This is a genomic window from Ruegeria sp. ABV4_181 (assembly GCF_056158465.1).
Window position 1 is genome coordinate 864,709 of record NZ_JBSWTI010000002.1, and the last position, 17,178, is coordinate 881,886.

A 17,178-nucleotide genomic window follows, 5' to 3' on the forward strand; every position below is an offset into this window, starting at 1 on the left:
TCCGCGGGCGCAGGGAGAGCGTTGAAAAACCCCGGAAGTGAATTGCCGACTGTTTAACTATTGCGCAAAGTGGTTAGGTTCACAGCAGCCGACTCGGTTAACAATCAGCAGAGGAGATGCACCATGGGTTTGCGCATCAACGATACGGTTCCGAATTTCACCGCTGAAACGGATCAGGGCACCATTCAGTTTCACGACTGGATCGGGGACAGCTGGGCCATCCTGTTTTCGCACCCCAAGGATTTCACTCCCGTCTGCACCACCGAGTTCTCGGCCGTTGCGCAACTGAATGACGAATGGGCGAAGCGCAATACCAAGGTTCTGGGCGTATCGGTTGACGGGGTCGAGGACCACAAGAAATGGAAGAAGGACATCGAAGCCTACGGCAATGCCAATCCGGGCTTTCCGATCATCGCCGATGACGGGCTTGAAGTGTCCAAGGCCTTTGACATGCTGCCGGCCGAGGCATACCTGCCCGACGGTCGCACCCCGGCAGACAGCGCCACCGTGCGGTCCGTCTTTATCATCGGACCGGACAAGCAGCTGAAACTGTCGATGACCTACCCGATGACCGTGGGCCGCAACTTTGCCGAGATCTTGCGGGCGCTGGACGGGTTGCAGATGTCGGCCAAAGGCGTCGCCACGCCGGCGAACTGGGTGCCGGGTGAGGATGTGATCATCCCGCCGGCGGTGTCGAACGAAGAAGCGGCCGAGAAGTTCGGCGAGTTTGAGACGATCTTCCCCTACCTGCGCAAGACCAAGGCGCCGTCGTGAGGCGGATGCCGGGGCGGGGGGCTGTCTGCCCCCCAATCGCGCCTTTGGGCGCGATCCCCCCCGAAGGTATTTTCAGCCAGATGAAGCAGGCGGGCGCTGCGGATGCAGGTGGAGCTGCGCCCGGTAAACCGCGCGTTTGAATTCCCGGGTCAGCTTGTCGCTGAGCGGCGGTTTGGTCTGAATGGTCGAGCCGCCGATTTCCCCGGCCACTTCCTGATTGCCAGTGCCCTGCAGGGCGTGGATGGGCTGACCGGTCAGCCAGTGCATCTGCAGGAAAGTATCCACGGGGCGGTCGATCCGGTTGGTGGCGGCCAGCAGGCGGTTGGCGGCGCGCCGTCCGACCACCTGACAGACACATTGCAGCCCGATGATTTTGGGCAGGATCAGGCGCAGCCCGTCGCGTTCGGCCAGTGTCTGAGCGGGCACCTCGCGCTGTTTCACCGGAATGCGGATGTAGTGATCAGGTGTTGCGATCGGGGCCAGCAGATCCAGCGCCTGGGCCATGCGGGGGGCGTCGATGCGCAGATCGTCCTCGGTGATGATCGCGAGGTCGATCTCTTCCTCGACCAGTTTGCGCCAGATGCGGCGATGGCTTTCGAAAACGCCGATTTCCGCCGGGCGCAGGGCAAACGGGTAGTGCGGGCGATACAGGTCGCCCGGATGCAGGTGAACGCCTGCGATCTGGTCGGGGTCGCGCCCGTTCACCGCCTCGAACAGTTCGGCATTGGGCAGATCGGCGCACAATTGGTCGGCATTGGGTTTGCGCGCGGTGCTGGAAGACATGTGGATGACAAAGGATCGCATATTCCCGTGCATAGAACAGGCGGAGAGGCGGGGGAAGAGGAAGTGGTCGCGGATCGCGGGCTGAGCGACTTTCGGTGAGGGCGAGATGGCATGTACCGCTTGGAACGCGAAGGTCACAGGCTGAACGCTGCGGATCAGGCTTCGCCAAAGTCCACCAGAACGGGAGCGGTGTCATAGATGATCCTGACCGTCTTGAACCGCTCCAGATCGTCGGTCAGTTCGAACAGGTCCACGCATTCGATGGTTTCGGGATGCCCGTCACGGATGGTGCGCGTGTAGTTGAAGTGCACCGCCATGCCAGGACCGCCTGATATGTCGGCAAAGGTATTCCTGTGGCGGATGGACCGGTCATGCGTGATCTGCATCACGTTGCTGTAGAAATCCCGCGCCGGTTGCTTTCCGGAAACCGGCGAAACCGCGGTCGCATCTGCGGCGAACAGGCCCAGCAATCCGGGCAGATCGCCGTTTTCCATGGCTTGCAGGTAGTGCCGCGCCATCGCTTCCATCCGGGCTTTGTCGGGCATTGGAAATCCTCCCTCTGAGCGTGACGGGAGTGTACCACAAAAAAAGCCCCGGCATTGCGCCGGGGCCTTCGTCACTGGAAAAAGGGGCAGATTACTCTGCGCTTTCCTCTTTCTTTTCTTTCTTCTCGGGAACGATCTCTTCGCCGGTTTCCTGATCGACAACTTTCATCGACAGGCGCACCTTGCCGCGATCGTCAAAGCCCAGCAGCTTGACCTTCACTTCCTGACCTTCCTTCAGAACATCCGACGGATGGTTCAGGCGGCGGTTTTCGATCTGGGACACGTGCACCAGACCGTCGCGCTTGCCAAAGAAGTTCACGAAGGCACCGAAATCGACGATCTTAACCACTTTACCAGTATAGATCTGACCTTCTTCCGGCTCGGCCACGATCGAATAGATCATGTCATAGGCCTTCTGGATCGATTCACCGTCGGGCGAGGCGATCTTGATGACGCCGTCGTCGTTGATGTCGACCTTGGCACCCGACACTTCGACGATTTCGCGGATGACCTTACCGCCCGAGCCGATCACTTCACGGATCTTGTCGGTCGGGATGTTCATGGTCTCGATGCGCGGGGCGTGGACCGAGAATTCGTTGGTCTCGGACAAGGCTTTGCCCATCTCACCCAGAATGTGCATCCGGCCTTCTTTGGCCTGAGCCAGAGCGGTTTCCATGATCTCGGGCGTGATGCCCGCAACCTTGATGTCCATCTGCAGTGAGGTGATGCCGTTTTCGGTACCCGCCACTTTGAAATCCATGTCGCCCAGGTGGTCTTCGTCACCCAGAATGTCGGTCAGAACAGCGTATTCGCCGTCATCTTCCAGGATCAGACCCATGGCCACACCGGCAACCGGCGCTTTCAGCGGAACGCCCGCGTCCATCATCGACAGCGAACCGCCGCAGACAGAAGCCATCGAGCTGGAACCGTTGGATTCAGTGATCTCCGACACCACGCGAACGGTGTAGGGGAAGTCGGTCGGCGCAGGCAGAACCGCCTGCAGCGCGCGCCATGCCAGCTTGCCGTGGCCGATCTCACGCCGTCCCGGAGGGCCAACGCGGCCCACTTCACCCACCGAATAGGGAGGGAAGTTGTAGTGCAGCAGGAAGTTCGATTTGAAGTTGCCATGCAGCGCGTCGATGAATTGCTCATCGTCGCCGGTGCCCAAGGTTGTCACGGCCAGCGCCTGCGTTTCACCACGGGTGAACAGGGCGGACCCGTGGGTACGCGGCAGCATCGAGGTTTCGGCTTCGATGGCGCGGATATCGGTGGTCGAGCGACCGTCGATACGCTTGCCGCCCTTGACGACGTCACCGCGCAGAATGCCGGCTTCCAGCTTTTTCATCGCCGAACCAAGATTGGCGTCTTCCAGCTGTTCCTCGGTCAGCGCTTCCTTGATTGCTTCACGGGCAGCGGCAACAGCGGCGGTACGCTCTTGCTTGTCGGTGATTGCGAAGGCGGCGCGCATCTGCTCTTCACCAGCAGTTGCGACGGCAGCGTACAGTTCTGAGTAGTCCGGGGCCTGGAAGTCAAACGGTTCTTTCGCGGTGTCTTCGGCCAGATCGATGATCAGGTCGATGACCGGCTGGATCTGCTCATGCGCGAAGGTCACCGCGCCCAGCATTTCGGCCTCGGACAGTTCGTAGGCTTCCGATTCCACCATCATCACGGCGTTCTTGGTGCCGGCGACAACCAGGTCCAGACGCTGTTCGGGGTTCAGGCGCAGGTCCTGCATGTCGTCCACGGTCGGGTTCAGGACGTATTCGCCATCGACGAAACCAACACGGGCACCGGCGATCGGGCCCATGAACGGCGCGCCGGAAATGGTCAGCGCCGCAGATGCAGCGATCATCGCGACGATGTCGGGGTCATTGACCAGATCGTGGGACAGCACGGTGCACATCACCAGCACTTCGTTCTTGAAGCCGTCAACGAACAGCGGGCGGATCGGACGGTCGATCAGACGCGCGGTCAGCGTCTCTTTCTCGGTCGGGCGCGCCTCGCGCTTGAAAAAGCCGCCCGGAACCTTACCGGCGGCATAGTATTTTTCCTGATAGTGCACGGTCAGCGGGAAAAAGTCCTGACCGGGCTTTTGGCTCTTGGCAAAGGTCACGTTCGCCATCACGCTGGTTTCGCCCAGCGTGGCGATCACGGTGCCGTCGGCCTGACGGGCAACCTTGCCGGTTTCCAGTGTCAGCGTCTCTTCGCCCCACTGAATCGATTTCTTTGTTACATCAAACATTTGCGTATCCTAGAAGGGAGCGCTCCCGGCCCTCCGGGTCTCCCGTTTGCTTGGCGGCCCCATTGCCGCCGACCCCAATTTATCTTCCGTTCGAGTGCCGGGGTCAGGGCACAACGTCTCAGATGCACGGCGCATACATGAGATTGCGCCCAAAGGAAAGCGAAACTGCATCACCTGGGCGGTATGGTGCTGTGGCCATCCGGGCATGGCGCAACGTCGCGCGGGCGGCTAGGATATGAGGGCGCCAAATCCGCCGCAGGCGAGGATGAAGATGAATAAATGGTTGAACATTGCTGCCCTCGTGATGCTGGGCCTGAGCGGCCCCGCGGCCCTTGCCGCGCCGGGCACGCCCTTGGAATGGGCCGAATTGCCGGACCCGTCGGCGCAGGGGTTCGAGGACCCGTTTCGCGACCTCAAACCCGAACAGTTCGACGATCTGCTGTTCGTGCTGCGCCTGCGCAACCGCTTGCAGCAGGATGCCGGCAGCCCGCAAGAGCGGCAGAAATGGCAGGCCCTTCTGATCGAGACCGAAGATGCGCTGGCCGCCGATCAGGTCGATGTCGACTGGTTGCTGTCGCAGCGCCAGCTTGTCACCGACCGCAGGGCCAAGGCGGCGACGGCCGGAAATCCGACCCTGGAAGGTCGGACCGTGACAGTCACTGGCTTTGCCATTCCCGCACCGCCCGATGCGGACGGACGGCAGGTGGCTTATCTGGTGCCGCAGGCCGGCATGTGCAGCCATTACCCGCCGCCGGCGCCCAATCAGATGATCCGGGTGACGCTGAACGGCGACTGGACGCCCGGATATGTCTACGAACCGGTGCGCCTGACCGGGCGGTTGGCCATCGCCCCATCAGTGCAGAAAATGCACATTATCGACGGGTTGGTGCCGATGCGGGCCACGTTCCGGCTGGAGGCCGAGATGGCCGAGCCGCTGGAGGGTGCGAAAAACCGGGACGGGACGCTCGGTCGCCTGAAGGATCGCCTGCGGGCGGCGACCGGCCGGAAAACGGGTGGAACACTGGGGGCGGACTGAACGCCGAACGGTGGTTGCGCGCGGAATTAAATTCACGAAAATGAATGCATTTTGTGAAATTTCGATGACAGTGTAGGCTCTTAACCCAAGACCCAGGGTCGAAATGACGGGAAACGCGCCAAGGGGAAACCGAGATACCTGCCGTCTATCGACCGAAAGCCTTGGCGTTTGCACGCAGCAAACAGAGGGAAAGTCGAATGTCTCAAACCAAGAAAATGTTGGATCCGGACCCACGGATCTATGATTTCGAGACCGAATACGAGCTGGGGCAGGATAACGTCCGGCCCTTCGGTCTGGACATCCACAACCCGGTCTTCCTGATTTCAAGTATCCTGATCTTTGCCTTTGTTCTGATCGCATTGGCAAATCAGGAAGCCGCCGCTTCGTTCTTTGGCTGGCTCCGGCCCTGGCTTACCAGTACATTCGACTGGTTCCTGGTGTTGTCCGTGGATGCCATAACCCTGTTCTGTCTGGCGTTGATCGTGCTGCCCGTGGGCAAGGTCCGGATCGGCGGCAAGGACGCCAAGCCCGACTATTCCTATGCCGGATGGATTGCGATGATGTTCGCCGCCGGTATTGGCATCGGTCTGCTGTTTTTCGGCGTGATGGAACCGGTCTATTACAACTTTGCCGAGGGCGGTAACGCCGCCCCGCTGGGCATTGATATCGCGGTGCCGGGCAATGAATATGCCGGCATCGTCGGCACAATCCATCATTGGGGGCTGGAAGGCTGGGCGGTCTACGCCGCCGTTGGTCTGAGCCTGGCAATCTTCAGCTACAACCTCGGCCTGCCGCTGACCCTGCGGTCGGCGTTCTACCCGATCCTGGGCGAACGTGTCTGGGGCTGGTGGGGCCATATGATCGACACGCTGGCGGTTTTTGCAACATTGTTCGGCCTGACCACGTCACTGGGTCTGGGCGCACAGCAGGTTGCGGCCGGCCTGTACGAAGTGTTCGGCATAGAATCCAGCCCGACAGTGGTTGTTCTGCTGATCATCGGCATCACCATGATCGCGCTGGGTTCGGTTCTGATGGGCATGGATGCAGGCGTCAAACGGCTGAGCGAGATCAACATGGTCATGGCCGTCGGTCTGTTCATCTTTGTCATCGCGGTCACGGGCGTCGGTACAGCCATTTCGCGCTATTTCAACGTGATGGGCGACTATGTGATGAAGCTCCCGGCGCTGTCGAACCCGTTCGGGCGTGAGGATACCAGTTACTTCCACGGCTGGACCACGTTCTACTGGGCCTGGTGGATCGCCTGGTCGCCCTTCGTGGGCATGTTCATCGCCCGCATCTCCAAAGGTCGCACGGTGCGCGAGTTCGTGATCTGCGCGCTGCTGGCCCCGACGGCGGTCTGTGCGCTGTGGATGTCGACCTTTGGTGGCGCCGCCATCGACATGCTGAACGCAGGCGGAGCGGAAGGCGTTCGCGCCACGGTGATCGACAGCTATGCCCCCGAGGGCGCTTTGTTCGGGTTCCTCAAGGAATTGCCGCTCTATTCCATCGTGGCCCCGATTGCGCTGGTCCTGATCGTGGTGTTCTTTGTCACCTCGTCTGACTCGGGATCGTTGGTGATCGACACGATCACCGCCGGCGGCAAGATGGACGCCCCGGTGATCCAGCGGGTGTTCTGGTGCACGCTGGAAGGTCTGGTGGCGATTGCCTTGCTGCTGGGCGGCGGCCTCAGCGCGTTGCAAGGCGCGGCGGTGTCGACCGGCATCCCGTTCACGCTGGTGGTTCTGATGATGTGCTATTGCCTGTGGCTGGCGCTGAAGTCCGAGCGGTCTAAGATCTGAACGTTCGCGAACGACCTGAATAGAATACAAGGGGCCGCCATGCGGCCCCTTTTTCTTGCGGGTGACTCTTGCATATAGTCCGATATCGAACTAAATAGTGCGATATCGAATTATATTGGAGATACAGATGCCCCTGTCCCGCCGCAAAGCCCTTGCCGTCCTTGGGGGCGGCACCATTCTTGTAGCCACCGCTGGCGTCGGATACGCGGTGACGCGAACGCCGCGCCGCGCGCTTGCGCCTTGGGCGGCTGCAGGAGAGGAGACCGAAATACGCCGCAAGGCCCTGTCCTTCGCCCTGCTGGCACCGAACCCGCACAACCGGCAGCCGTGGATCGTGGATCTGAACACCGAGAATGCGGTGACCCTGTATGCCGACACTGGCCGCCTGCTGCCCGAGACGGACCCGTTCAGCCGACAGATCACCATCGGTCTGGGGTGTTTTCTGGAAGTGATGCGCATGGCCGCCGCGCAGGACGGGTACCGGGTGGAACTTGACCTGTTTCCCGAGGGTTCGGACGGAGCAGCGCTGGACAGCCGCCCTGTTGCGTATGCCCGGTTTGTGCCAGATGCCACGATCACGCCTGATCCGCTTTTTGCTCAGGTTCTGGCGCGCAGATCGCTGAAAGAGCCCTATGACATCACACGACCGGTTGCCGCGGATGTCCTTGAACATCTGGCAGAGGCGGCCACTGGCACGGATTTTGGCGCCTCGGTGGATCCCGACAGCATCGCCGCGCTGCGAGTGCTGTCGCGCCGGGCGCTGCTGATCGAAATCGAAACACCGCACACCTACAAGGAAAGCGTTGATCTATTTCGGATCGGTCACCGCGAGGTGAACGCCGATCCGGATGGCATCGATTTCACCGGGCCAATGTTCGAGGCGCTGAACCTGACCGGGCTGTTCACGCGCAAGGCTGCGCTGGATACCGAATCCATGACCTACAGGGCCGGGATCGATGCCGTGCTGGCCAATACGGAAACCGCCATGGGCCACGTCTGGCTGGTGACACCGGCCAACACCCGGCACGACCAGATCGCGGCGGGCGCGGATTGGGTGCGGGTCAACCTGGCGGCCACGGGGCAGGGGCTTGGCACCCAACCGCTCAGCCAGGCATTGCAGGAATATCCGGAAATGGCCGAACTCTACCGGGACATCCACAACCGGCTTGCGCCCAACGGGGGAACCGTTCAAATGTTTGCCCGTATCGGTTACGGGCCCGACGTGGCCCCAAGCCCGCGCTGGCCACTGGAATCCAAGATTGCACGACCCGAAACATAACCTTGGAACCGTCTTTGCGGTTTTCAACGAAATTGGCATCATCAGCCAGCTGTCGGGGGCGCTGTTCCAACGGCACCTGCCCGACGGCTTTCTGGTTTCCCATTTTTCGGTCCTGAACCATCTGGTGCGCGTGGGTGAAGGGGCGACCCCGCTGGCCATCGCGCAGGCGTTTCAGGTTCCCAAAACCACGATGACCCACACGTTGAGCGGGCTGGAAAAGGTCGGGTTGATCCGTCTGGAACCCAACCCGAAGGACGGGCGTTCGAAATGCGTCTTCCTTACCGAAGCAGGGCGGGCGTTTCGCGAAAACGCGATCGCGACCCTGGCGCCGGATGTCGAGAAACTGGCCCAAGTCATCCACCCGGACCGCCTGTCCGCCATGCTGCCGCTGTTGTCGGAACTGCGCGTCTATTTGGATGCAGAGCGCGACGGCACGGACTAGCCCGTCGCGGTTATGGACCTAAGCACCGGAACAAAAAACGCCCGCCGGATCGGCGGGCGCAAAAGGCGTAGATTACTTACCAAAAAGCGATTAGCGGCGGATGCCCAGCTTTTTGATCAGGTCCTGGTAACGCGCTTCTTCCTTGCCTTTCAGGTAGTCCAGCAGCTTACGACGCTGGGCAACCATCTTCAGCAGACCGCGACGACCGTGGTTGTCTTTCTTGTGGGTCTTGAAGTGTTCGGTCAGGGTGTTGATGCGCGAGGTCAGGATGGCAACCTGGACTTCCGGCGAACCGGTGTCGCCGTCCTTGGTTGCGAATTCTTTCATGACGCGTGCTTTATCAGCGGCAGTGATCGACATCGGGGTCTCCTTTAAAAGGTTAGAGTGAATGGCGCAGGCCGGGATGTCGTCCAGCACAGGCCCATGGAGAAAACCGCACCGATTCCGATGCGGATGGGCGCGTATAAGCGCATTTCCCACAAATGGCAAAGGGATTCTGCCGGCTCAGCCAAAGCTGTTGAGCTGCGCCAGTTCTCCGTCTGAGATCAGCTGAATATCGTCCGCGGTCAAGCCTCCGGCCCCCAGCAGGTGAGCCACTTCCTGCCCGTCGATCAGAACATGGGTCAGGTTCTCGTTTTCGGTGTCCGTTTCAATCCGGATATCGGGGTCTTCCTGACCGTCCCAGGAAATCAGCAGCTTGTCCTGACCAGGCTGGAAATCCATCACGGTGACGGCTTCGTCTTCTGCGTCGGGGTCCAGAACGATGTCATCATCGCCACTTCCGCCGGTGACAATGTCGCCGCCATCTGCCAGAATCGTGTCGTCACCGGCACCGCCATTCAGGAAATCCACCGCCTGCGCGCCTGCACCGTCATGGCCCGACAACCTGTCGTCGCCATCGCCGCCGAACAGGGCATCCGCGCCCGCGTCCCCCTCCAACACATCGTCGCCATACCCGCCCTGCAGGGCGTCGTCGCCTTCGCCGCCAGACAACGCGTCATTGCCCTGACCGCCAAAGAGTTCGTCATCCCCCTTGCCACCGTCCAGTCGGTCTGCGCCGAAATGACCATAAAGGGCGTCGTCGCCTTCGCCCGCCTCCAACTGGTCATCGCCACCCTCACCGTGAAGAACATCGTCGCCCTGCCCGCCGGTCAGGATATCCATGCCGTCACCGCCAAACAGCACATCGTCGCCGGCACCGCCGTCGATCCTGTCATCGTCAGCGTAGCCGTTGATCTGGTCGTTGCCATCCTGCCCGGTCAGGTCGTCCGCATCGTCGCTACCTGCAATGACCAGATCGCCTTGGAACTCAGAGATGACAGTGCCGGTCGAAGGGCCGGAACTGTCCGGCTCGACGGGGTCTTCGATGTTCTCGCCGACCTCCAGAAAGTTGCCTTCGGAAATTTCATCGGGCTGATCATCCACGATGTCGTCGTCTTCCGGGTCATCATCGGCGACAAACGCGTCGCTCATGGCGTAGGCCGCGCCGCCGACGGCCGCGAGGCTCAGCAATCCGATCAGAAACATGGGCCCCTCCGTGAACGCATCGCTCCGAGGGTGAAATATCCCATGGATTCAGACGCCTGGTCAAAGCCAGGTTGACCTCGTGGTTAACCTTTTGTCACCACGCCTCGGGTTGCTGCGTGTAGGCGATGTAGAGCGGGTGCTTTGGATGCCCGGCCTTGGTCAGCCCCAGATGGAACAGCGGCTGGCCGGTGCCGCGCAACAGGGTTTCGACAGCCGGCCCACGGTCCAGATGCGCGCCATGGGCGCCCCAGGCGGCGATGACCTGATCGGCCCAGTCAACGCCATCCAGAATCGCGGCGTCATTTGCCGGACCCACCGGATCGGTCGCCGCCCGCATCTTGCGCGGATCGGTGTCGCGCCAGGCAAAGATGTTGGTCACCTGAAATGCACCGAACCCCAGCGCCCGCGCGCGGCGTTCGCAGCGCTCCACCGTCGGGTCATTCTGGACCTCGGTCGCGGTCGAGGGGTTCAGCATCACGAACAGCGCCTTTTGCCCCGCCGGATCCCACACGCGGGTCAGGCTGTAGCGATACTTCTCGCAGTCGGAATAGATGGCGGTCGAGGGCGCGTCGCCCTTGGTATGCGTTCGGGTGATCATGTCACCCGCCTAACACGGCACTCAGGCAACGAACACCCGGCGGGGATGCAATTCGCCGGATTTGTAGATGCCCACCGCGACGGCCCTGCCGTCCAACGAGGCCCAGGCCTCATCGCCATATTCCACGTCCGAGGCCAGCACCATGCCCGGATTGCCGTTGCGCAGGCGGGTGGCACCTTCGGGGGTACATTTCAGCTCGGGCAGGTCGGCGAGGCCGATTTCCAGCGGATGAAGGTAGTCGTCCAGCGCCTCGGTCTTGGCCATCTCGTCGATTTGTTCAATGCTTAGCCCGTCTTCGGCCTCGAACGGTCCGGACCAGATGCGGCGCAGTTCCCTGACGTGGCCGTGACACCCCAGCGCTTCGCCCAGATCGCGGGCGATGGAGCGGACATAGCCGCCTTTGCCGCAGGTCATCTCCAACACAACGTGATCTTCGTCAGGGCGGTCGACCAGCACCAATTCCTCTACCCATAGAGGGCGGGCGGTCAGTTCGACGTCCTCGCCATCGCGGGCCAGTTTATAGGCGCGCTGGCCATCGATCTTCACGGCCGAGAACTTGGGCGGGACCTGCATGATCTCACCCAGAAACGGGCTCAGCGCCTGTTTGATGTCGTCATCCGAGGGGCGCGCATCACTGGTCGCAATCACCTCACCCTCGGCATCGTCGGTGTTGGTGGCCTGACCCAGACGCACGGTGAAAGTGTAGGCCTTCAAAGCGTCGGTGATATAGGGAACGGTTTTGGTCGCCTCGCCCAAAGCCACCGCCAGAACGCCGGTCGCCTCAGGGTCCAGCGTACCCGCATGGCCCGCCTTTTTGGCGTCCATCGCCCAGCGCACCTTGTTGACCACCGACGTCGAGGTCATGCCCGCAGGCTTGTCCACCACCAGCCAACCGGAAATGTCGCGACCCTTGCGTTTGCGTCCCATCTTGCACCTTGAATCTTACTGAGGCGCGCGACCTAACGGATCGGTCGGGCACTGTCAATTTAGCATGCGGGGCTGCGGGCCGTCAGGGAATATCCTGCACCACGCCCACAATCGGGCCCAGCGAAAACCCGACATCGGACCGGTTGCTGGCCCGGTCATACATGCGTGAGATATTGCCGTCGAAGAACAGCGCATTCGGCGTGCCGATCACATCCCGGAACAGGCTGCCGAATTCGTGGAAAGTGACGTAATCATCCGAGATTGCAAACACCGCGCGGGTGCCGTCCGCGCTGGTGCCGACCCCGTTGCGCACATAGCGCGAGGTCGAATCGGGCAGGAAACGCGGGTGCAGCGCGCCGTCGATCACCAGCATCGGGCCGGATTGGCTGGCGAAACGGCAGACCGGGGCCTCAGCAACGTAATCCAGCGTCTCGAACACATCGGCGCGGCCATCGCGGATGCAGAACACGCCGTTTGGCAACAGGCCGAAATTGCCGGGGCCGGGGTTCGGGATCACGCGCATGATCTCGTCGCCTTCTTCGACGTAATGCCCCACGGGCGAGCGGTCGTCGTGATACATGCCGGCATTCATGGCAAAGGCCAGACGCTTGCCATTGGGGGTCAGCGCCTCGTTCACCGTCGAAAAATGCCCCAGCAGCTCGCCATTCGCGTCATGAAGGAACAGGCGCAGGTCTTCGTTGGCGGCATCCACCTCGCAGATCGTGTACCGCTTGTCCTCATGGGTCAGCTTTTCACAAGTGACCGCCGAGGCTTGCGCGGCCCAAAGGACCGCGCCCAGCGTGGCCAGAGCCCTTATCACTCGTCAAGATCGCGGCGCACCGCGTCCTGATCGAACATGCGACGTGTGTCGTCCAACCGATCAAACGTGTCATCCAGTCGGAATCGCAGATCGGGTGAGAATTTCAGGCCGACCTTCTTGCCGACCATGCGCCGCAACTCGCCCTTGTTGCGGGCCAGCAGTTCGATCACATCCTCCTGCCCTTTACCGCCCAGTGGCAGCACATAGGCGGTGGCGATCTTCAGATCGGGCGAGGTGCGGACCTCACCCACGGTGATCGACATGCGGTTCAGGTCGGGGTCGTGGACATCTCCGCGTGCCAGAACTTCGGACAGGGTGCGACGGATCAGTTCGCCGACACGCAGCTGTCGTTGGGAAGGGCCGGGGCCATCGTGGAATTTGTTCTTTGCCATATCCCCGATCTAAGCCCAAAGCCGGGCTTTGCCAAGCGGGCGCGAACCGGGTAGGAGGCTTTGAGCCGACTTATACAAAAAGGACCAGCGCAATGACCCATATTCCGGGGATCGTCATCACAGGGGCTTCGGGCCGTATGGGGCAGATGCTGATCAAGACCGTCACCGACAGCGATCAGGCGCGTCTGGTCGGCGTGGTCGAGCGCGCGGGCCATGACTGGATCGGTCAGGATGTAGGCGAGGCGATGGGTGGGCAGGCGCTGGGCGTAAAAGTCACCGAGGATCCGCTGGAGGCGTTTGCGCAGGCGCAGGCGGTGATCGACTTCACCGCGCCCGAGGCAACGCTGGAATTCGCCGCGCTGGCGGCACAGGCGCGGTGCGTGCATGTGATCGGCACTACCGGCATGACCGACGAACAGATCGCCGCGCTGGAACCGGCCGCGCGTCATGCGGTGATCGTGCGGGCGGGCAACATGAGTCTTGGCGTCAACCTGCTGGTGCAATTGACCAAAAAGGTCGCCGCGGCGCTGGATGAGGATTTCGACATCGAGGTGATCGAAGGCCACCATCACCACAAGGTTGATGCACCATCCGGTACGGCGCTGATGCTGGGCGAGGCCGCCGCCGAGGGGCGCGGGGTCAAGCTGGCCGACGTGTCCGACCGGGGTCGCGATGGCATCACCGGCGCGCGCAAACGCGGCGATATCGGCTTTCACGCCATTCGCGGCGGCGACATCGTGGGCGAGCATGATGTGCTGTTTGCCGCCCCCGGCGAACGCATCGTGCTGCGCCATCTGGCCTCGGATCGCGCCATATTCGCCCGTGGTGCGCTGAAAGCGGCGCTGTGGGGGCAAGGCAAGTCGCCTGGTCAGTACGACATGGTAGATGTGTTGGGGCTGTAGGGCATAGACGGATCGTCATCCGGCATTAAGCTCTGCATATGCGGACCCTGACGGCGCGCCTTGCAACCGGACTGTTACTGGCAGTGTTCTATCTGACGCTGCTGCCGTTTCTGACGCACGGTTTCGGCATGATCGGGGTCGGGCTGTCAGATGATGCCGCCCGGCAGAGCTATCTATTCGCCGACGGTCAGAGGGTCGGCAACGCGGCGATGATGCTGCATATCCTGACCGGTACGCTGCTGGTGGCACTGGTCCCGCTGCAACTGCTCATGGCACTTCGGCAAAGATTCACCCGTTTTCACCAACTGTTGGGCAAGGGCCTGATCACGCTGGCGCTGATCACGGGGCTGGCCGGGATGGTGTATATTCCCCTGCGCGGCACGATCGGGGGGCCGGTGATGTCTGCCGCCTTCTTCCTGTATGGGCTGTGCTTGTTCACGGCCGCGCTGATGGTGGCGCGCATGGCGCTGGACGGGAACCGCGCGGGGCACTGGGCCTGGGGATTGCGGCTGTTCTGGCTGGCGCTGGGGTCCTGGCTTTACCGGGTCCATTACACGCTTTGGTATCTGCTGACCGGCGGGTTGTGGTCCGCGCCCGATTTTTCGGGCCCTTTCGACCTTGTGCAGAATTTCGCGTTTTTCATCCCTTATCTGCTGGCGGTGCAGGTCTGGATATCTCGACGGCGTTCCGCCCATCAGGGCGCGCTGATCACAAATCCCTGATCCGGTCCACCCGCAGCGGGCAGGCCAGATAAACGCCGAACTCTTTCCCGATATCGGCGCTGACCCGGGCGTGGACCCGGCCCTGCCGGTCGAGGAAGCGCTGGTCGTCTTCGACGGGGAAAATCCCCTCGTGCCAGATGCCGGGGTGGATATAGAGACCACGCGAGCCGTCACACCAGAACGCCACCACTTTATCGGGCGTCAGGTTATCGCCGGGCAGGGCGGCGGGGATGATGAAGGGCTTGTTGTCGAGCGGCCAGAACATCTGACCTCCATCAGGGTGATAGTTCATGTGCCACAGCAGAACCTGATCGCGCGGTGCGGTTTGCCGGCTGGCCTGCGCCTGTTGGGGGTCGGTGGACCAGCCAAGAACATAATGGCCGTTGACAGCCTCGTTCCGGCCATACAACACGTCGCCCTTCCATTCCCCGTGGAACGTGCCTTCGACCCAGCCGCCTTCGTCGCCGGTACCTTCGTCGATGGGGCGCCAGCCCTGCTGCGGCCAGCGCACGATCTCGATTTCAAAACTCTCTGGGTCGTCGACCAGACAGCCATAGCCTTTGACCGATGTGTCAGTAGCGCGAATAAGCGGAACCTCGTGCCAGGGCAGGGACGGTTTGGTGCTGGCCTCAAAGATGTATTCCGGCGCGTTCATGGCGTGCCCACATGTTTGTCGACCATGCGCTGCACCATGGGCGCGAAATGGGTGAAATCGGGGGTTTCCATGTTCGGGCGTTTGCCGGCCTCGTCCAGATAGCGGACCTGAACGATCTCTTTCAGGTTTGGATTTGCCTCGAATTCGGCGACTTCATCCGCGCTCATCGGGCCACCCTGCAGTTCCAGCGTATGGACCGAGGCTTCGGACAGGCGGTCGAAATATTCCGGCTTGGTGGCGCAGAGATAGCGCTTGGCCGCGACGTGATAGCGGCAGCAATCGGTGATGACCGACGGGAAGAACTGTTCCAGCACCGCAGCCCCGGCATCTTCGTGATGGCGGTCCTCGGTGTCATCCGGGTGATAACTGCCGAATTCTGAGGTGAAATGGCCGATGTCGTGCAGCAACGCGCCGACGATGATTTCTTCGGACATGCCGTTCTGTTCGGCGATGGTCGCGCCCTGCAGCATGTGTTCGGCCATGGTGACAGGCTCGCCCAGATATTCCTCACTGCCCCGGCGGGTGAAGATGTCGCCGATGAAATCCACGATATTGTCGCGGTTCAGGGTCGAAAAATCCGGTTTCATTCCGCTGCCTCCGGTTGATCCATGTCCATTGCTGCCAGCGTCGACAGCAACCCGTCCTTGTCGGCGTAACAGCCCTGCAACCAGCGCGAGCCTGTGCCGGAATAGCCCAGCCGCGCATGCAGCACGCGGGTATTGTCGACAATGAAGCTTTCGCCCGGTTCCAGTTTGAACGACACGCCCATGGCGGGGTCATCAATGATCGCAGCCAGTTGGCGATAGGCGGCGTAATAAGCCTCCATCTTTTCAAACGGGATATCCACCAGCGGTGCGGTCGAGCGGTTGTTGAAGCGGATGCCAACCAATTCGCCATCCGGCGACAGTTCAATCATCGGGCGGCGCGACCGCAGGCAGACCCCGTCCGCGCCTTTGTATTCGAAGCGCGCGGGGTAACCGGCCAGCAGGGCAAAACCATCCGGATTCTGGTCGCGCAGGCGCTCGGCGGCGCGGAATCCGTCCACAACGATGGACTCGCCGCCCTCGGCGCTGTTTTCCAGGCAATAGAGGATTTGCAGCGTCGGCACCGGGTCGCGATAGGGGTTGTCGGTATGGGCCTGCAAGCCAAGGCCGGTATAGGCGAGGTTGGTGGGGTTCACCTCGGTCCGGACCTCGAAATAGGCGCCATAATTGGTCTTTCGGACGTAACCGAACAGATCGGCCACTTTCAGCAGCAATTCCGGCTCGGTCGGGCCGCCGGTCAGCCTGGCAAAACCGAATTTGGCCACAGCCGCCAGCCAGTCGTGTTTGGCGGTTGGATTGGCGTGCACCTCAGTCCAGTCGGCACTGGGCGCGTCCATACCGCTTTGCCAAGTGCTGATGCCGGGGGCGGTGCGGCCCATGGGGCGGCTGTGGTCGCGGTCATAGATATGGTCGGCCAGCCAGGCGGACGGGAAAGCGACGGTCTTGCCTTCGGGCTGAAAGGTGACACACAGATCGCCGTTCACGACCTCGGCGGCGCTGACCGAGATGTCCGTGGGGATGTCGCCGATGGTGATCAGGCGTTGCCCGTTCCCCGGTGCGCGCGTTTCCGCATCCAGCGCATTGTCGCGCAGCCAGATGGCGTGAAAGCGGGCCCGGGTTCCGTCGTCAAATTCCAGCGTCAGGACCGACGGGTCAAACGTAGCGGTGCGCAGCATGGGCGGTCTCCTGTT

The 17,178-nt window shown here is 61.7% G+C and carries 19 protein-coding genes; 7 read left to right on the top strand and 12 right to left on the bottom strand.

The window, feature by feature from the left end:
* Positions 1-123: 123 nt before the first annotated feature.
* On the top strand, positions 124-774 hold the full coding sequence (locus tag ACXAC3_RS04305; protein ID WP_475156948.1) for a peroxiredoxin: 651 nt from the start codon (positions 124-126) through the stop codon (positions 772-774).
* 72 nt (positions 775-846) lie between these two features.
* On the opposite strand, the gene ACXAC3_RS04310 is transcribed toward ACXAC3_RS04305, so the two are convergent.
* From ACXAC3_RS04310 to pnp, 3 genes are all read right to left on the bottom strand, one after another.
* Positions 847-1,590 carry a glycosyltransferase family 25 protein gene (locus ACXAC3_RS04310; protein WP_475156952.1) on the bottom strand — a complete coding sequence of 248 codons (744 nt, stop codon included), beginning with the start codon at positions 1,588-1,590 and terminating at the stop codon, positions 847-849.
* A gap of 122 nt (positions 1,591-1,712) precedes the next feature.
* Positions 1,713-2,102 carry a nuclear transport factor 2 family protein gene (locus tag ACXAC3_RS04315; protein ID WP_475156955.1) on the bottom strand — a complete coding sequence of 130 codons (390 nt, stop codon included), beginning with the start codon at positions 2,100-2,102 and terminating at the stop codon, positions 1,713-1,715.
* A 91-nt stretch (positions 2,103-2,193) separates the two neighbouring features.
* Complete coding sequence (gene pnp, locus ACXAC3_RS04320) at positions 2,194-4,344, bottom strand: polyribonucleotide nucleotidyltransferase (RefSeq protein ID WP_475156960.1); 2,151 nt, start codon at positions 4,342-4,344, stop codon at positions 2,194-2,196.
* Positions 4,345-4,615: 271 nt separating this feature from the next.
* On the opposite strand from pnp, the gene ACXAC3_RS04325 reads away from it, so the two are divergent.
* The 4 genes from ACXAC3_RS04325 to ACXAC3_RS04340 all read left to right on the top strand — a co-directional run bounded on the left by ACXAC3_RS04325 (position 4,616) and on the right by ACXAC3_RS04340 (position 8,900).
* On the top strand, positions 4,616-5,380 hold the full coding sequence (locus ACXAC3_RS04325) for a DUF3299 domain-containing protein (protein ID WP_475156963.1): 765 nt from the start codon (positions 4,616-4,618) through the stop codon (positions 5,378-5,380).
* A gap of 197 nt (positions 5,381-5,577) precedes the next feature.
* Positions 5,578-7,179 (top strand): BCCT family transporter, encoded by a 1,602-nt coding sequence (locus ACXAC3_RS04330; RefSeq protein WP_475156968.1) that lies wholly within the window; start codon positions 5,578-5,580, stop codon positions 7,177-7,179.
* A 127-nt stretch (positions 7,180-7,306) separates the two neighbouring features.
* Positions 7,307-8,458, top strand: a complete 1,152-nt coding sequence (locus ACXAC3_RS04335; RefSeq protein WP_475156970.1) for an Acg family FMN-binding oxidoreductase — start codon at positions 7,307-7,309, stop codon at positions 8,456-8,458.
* Positions 8,439-8,900, top strand: coding sequence for a MarR family winged helix-turn-helix transcriptional regulator (locus ACXAC3_RS04340; RefSeq protein ID WP_475156974.1), 462 nt, complete (start codon positions 8,439-8,441; stop codon positions 8,898-8,900). Before ACXAC3_RS04335 ends, ACXAC3_RS04340 begins: the two co-directional genes overlap by 20 nt.
* Before the next feature lie 90 nt (positions 8,901-8,990).
* Here the strand turns inward: ACXAC3_RS04340 and rpsO are convergent, their stop codons facing one another.
* The 6 genes from rpsO to rbfA all read right to left on the bottom strand — a co-directional run bounded on the left by rpsO (position 8,991) and on the right by rbfA (position 13,164).
* Positions 8,991-9,260, bottom strand: a complete 270-nt coding sequence (gene rpsO / locus ACXAC3_RS04345; RefSeq protein ID WP_050605082.1) for a 30S ribosomal protein S15 — start codon at positions 9,258-9,260, stop codon at positions 8,991-8,993.
* Between the two features lie 144 nt (positions 9,261-9,404).
* Positions 9,405-10,427, bottom strand: coding sequence for a calcium-binding protein (locus ACXAC3_RS04350; protein WP_475156981.1), 1,023 nt, complete (start codon positions 10,425-10,427; stop codon positions 9,405-9,407).
* Between the two features lie 94 nt (positions 10,428-10,521).
* Positions 10,522-11,025: a DUF1643 domain-containing protein gene (locus ACXAC3_RS04355; protein ID WP_475156986.1), complete on the bottom strand. Its 504-nt coding sequence runs from the start codon at positions 11,023-11,025 to the stop codon at positions 10,522-10,524.
* Between the two features lie 21 nt (positions 11,026-11,046).
* On the bottom strand, positions 11,047-11,952 hold the full coding sequence (gene truB, locus ACXAC3_RS04360; protein ID WP_475156991.1) for a tRNA pseudouridine(55) synthase TruB: 906 nt from the start codon (positions 11,950-11,952) through the stop codon (positions 11,047-11,049).
* A gap of 82 nt (positions 11,953-12,034) precedes the next feature.
* A complete protein-coding gene (locus ACXAC3_RS04365) occupies positions 12,035-12,772 on the bottom strand; it encodes a phosphodiester glycosidase family protein (protein ID WP_475156995.1) in 738 nt (245 codons plus the stop codon).
* Positions 12,769-13,164, bottom strand: a complete 396-nt coding sequence (rbfA, locus tag ACXAC3_RS04370) for a 30S ribosome-binding factor RbfA (protein WP_170562172.1) — start codon at positions 13,162-13,164, stop codon at positions 12,769-12,771. Before rbfA ends, ACXAC3_RS04365 begins: the two co-directional genes overlap by 4 nt.
* Positions 13,165-13,256: 92 nt before the next feature.
* Between rbfA and dapB the strand changes: the two genes are divergently transcribed.
* Positions 13,257-14,066 carry a 4-hydroxy-tetrahydrodipicolinate reductase gene (gene dapB / locus ACXAC3_RS04375; protein WP_475156999.1) on the top strand — a complete coding sequence of 270 codons (810 nt, stop codon included), beginning with the start codon at positions 13,257-13,259 and terminating at the stop codon, positions 14,064-14,066.
* A gap of 38 nt (positions 14,067-14,104) precedes the next feature.
* Positions 14,105-14,788: a DUF2306 domain-containing protein gene (locus ACXAC3_RS04380; RefSeq protein WP_475157005.1), complete on the top strand. Its 684-nt coding sequence runs from the start codon at positions 14,105-14,107 to the stop codon at positions 14,786-14,788.
* Here the strand turns inward: ACXAC3_RS04380 and ACXAC3_RS04385 are convergent.
* From ACXAC3_RS04385 to tmpA, 3 genes are read right to left on the bottom strand one after another with little or no spacing between them, the layout of a single operon-like run.
* Positions 14,775-15,443 carry an ureidoglycolate lyase gene (locus ACXAC3_RS04385; RefSeq protein WP_475157007.1) on the bottom strand — a complete coding sequence of 223 codons (669 nt, stop codon included), beginning with the start codon at positions 15,441-15,443 and terminating at the stop codon, positions 14,775-14,777. The genes ACXAC3_RS04380 and ACXAC3_RS04385 overlap by 14 nt on opposite strands.
* A complete protein-coding gene (gene tmpB / locus ACXAC3_RS04390; RefSeq protein WP_475157010.1) occupies positions 15,440-16,030 on the bottom strand; it encodes a (R)-1-hydroxy-2-trimethylaminoethylphosphonate oxygenase in 591 nt (196 codons plus the stop codon). Before tmpB ends, ACXAC3_RS04385 begins: the two co-directional genes overlap by 4 nt.
* A complete protein-coding gene (gene tmpA / locus ACXAC3_RS04395; protein ID WP_475157015.1) occupies positions 16,027-17,163 on the bottom strand; it encodes a 2-trimethylaminoethylphosphonate dioxygenase in 1,137 nt (378 codons plus the stop codon). The genes tmpB and tmpA overlap by 4 nt, the downstream gene beginning before the upstream one ends.
* Positions 17,164-17,178: the final 15 nt, after the last annotated feature.

What these genes read in the sequence shown, in the direction of transcription:
- ACXAC3_RS04325 (WP_475156963.1), top strand. Translation starts at nt 4,616, where the DNA reads ATGAATAAATGGTTGAACATTGCTGCCCTCGTGATGCTGGGCCTGAGC.
- ACXAC3_RS04330 (WP_475156968.1), top strand. Translation starts at nt 5,578, where the DNA reads ATGTCTCAAACCAAGAAAATGTTGGATCCGGACCCACGGATCTATGAT.
- ACXAC3_RS04310 (WP_475156952.1), bottom strand. Translation starts at nt 1,590, where the DNA reads ATGCACGGGAATATGCGATCCTTTGTCATCCACATGTCTTCCAGCACC.
- rpsO (WP_050605082.1), bottom strand. Translation starts at nt 9,260, where the DNA reads ATGTCGATCACTGCCGCTGATAAAGCACGCGTCATGAAAGAATTCGCA.
- truB (WP_475156991.1), bottom strand. Translation starts at nt 11,952, where the DNA reads ATGGGACGCAAACGCAAGGGTCGCGACATTTCCGGTTGGCTGGTGGTG.
- ACXAC3_RS04380 (WP_475157005.1), top strand. Translation starts at nt 14,105, where the DNA reads ATGCGGACCCTGACGGCGCGCCTTGCAACCGGACTGTTACTGGCAGTG.
- ACXAC3_RS04335 (WP_475156970.1), top strand. Translation starts at nt 7,307, where the DNA reads ATGCCCCTGTCCCGCCGCAAAGCCCTTGCCGTCCTTGGGGGCGGCACC.
- ACXAC3_RS04350 (WP_475156981.1), bottom strand. Translation starts at nt 10,427, where the DNA reads ATGTTTCTGATCGGATTGCTGAGCCTCGCGGCCGTCGGCGGCGCGGCC.
- ACXAC3_RS04305 (WP_475156948.1), top strand. Translation starts at nt 124, where the DNA reads ATGGGTTTGCGCATCAACGATACGGTTCCGAATTTCACCGCTGAAACG.
- ACXAC3_RS04315 (WP_475156955.1), bottom strand. Translation starts at nt 2,102, where the DNA reads ATGCCCGACAAAGCCCGGATGGAAGCGATGGCGCGGCACTACCTGCAA.
- ACXAC3_RS04385 (WP_475157007.1), bottom strand. Translation starts at nt 15,443, where the DNA reads ATGAACGCGCCGGAATACATCTTTGAGGCCAGCACCAAACCGTCCCTG.
- pnp (WP_475156960.1), bottom strand. Translation starts at nt 4,344, where the DNA reads ATGTTTGATGTAACAAAGAAATCGATTCAGTGGGGCGAAGAGACGCTG.
- tmpB (WP_475157010.1), bottom strand. Translation starts at nt 16,030, where the DNA reads ATGAAACCGGATTTTTCGACCCTGAACCGCGACAATATCGTGGATTTC.
- rbfA (WP_170562172.1), bottom strand. Translation starts at nt 13,164, where the DNA reads ATGGCAAAGAACAAATTCCACGATGGCCCCGGCCCTTCCCAACGACAG.
- tmpA (WP_475157015.1), bottom strand. Translation starts at nt 17,163, where the DNA reads ATGCTGCGCACCGCTACGTTTGACCCGTCGGTCCTGACGCTGGAATTT.
- dapB (WP_475156999.1), top strand. Translation starts at nt 13,257, where the DNA reads ATGACCCATATTCCGGGGATCGTCATCACAGGGGCTTCGGGCCGTATG.
- ACXAC3_RS04355 (WP_475156986.1), bottom strand. Translation starts at nt 11,025, where the DNA reads ATGATCACCCGAACGCATACCAAGGGCGACGCGCCCTCGACCGCCATC.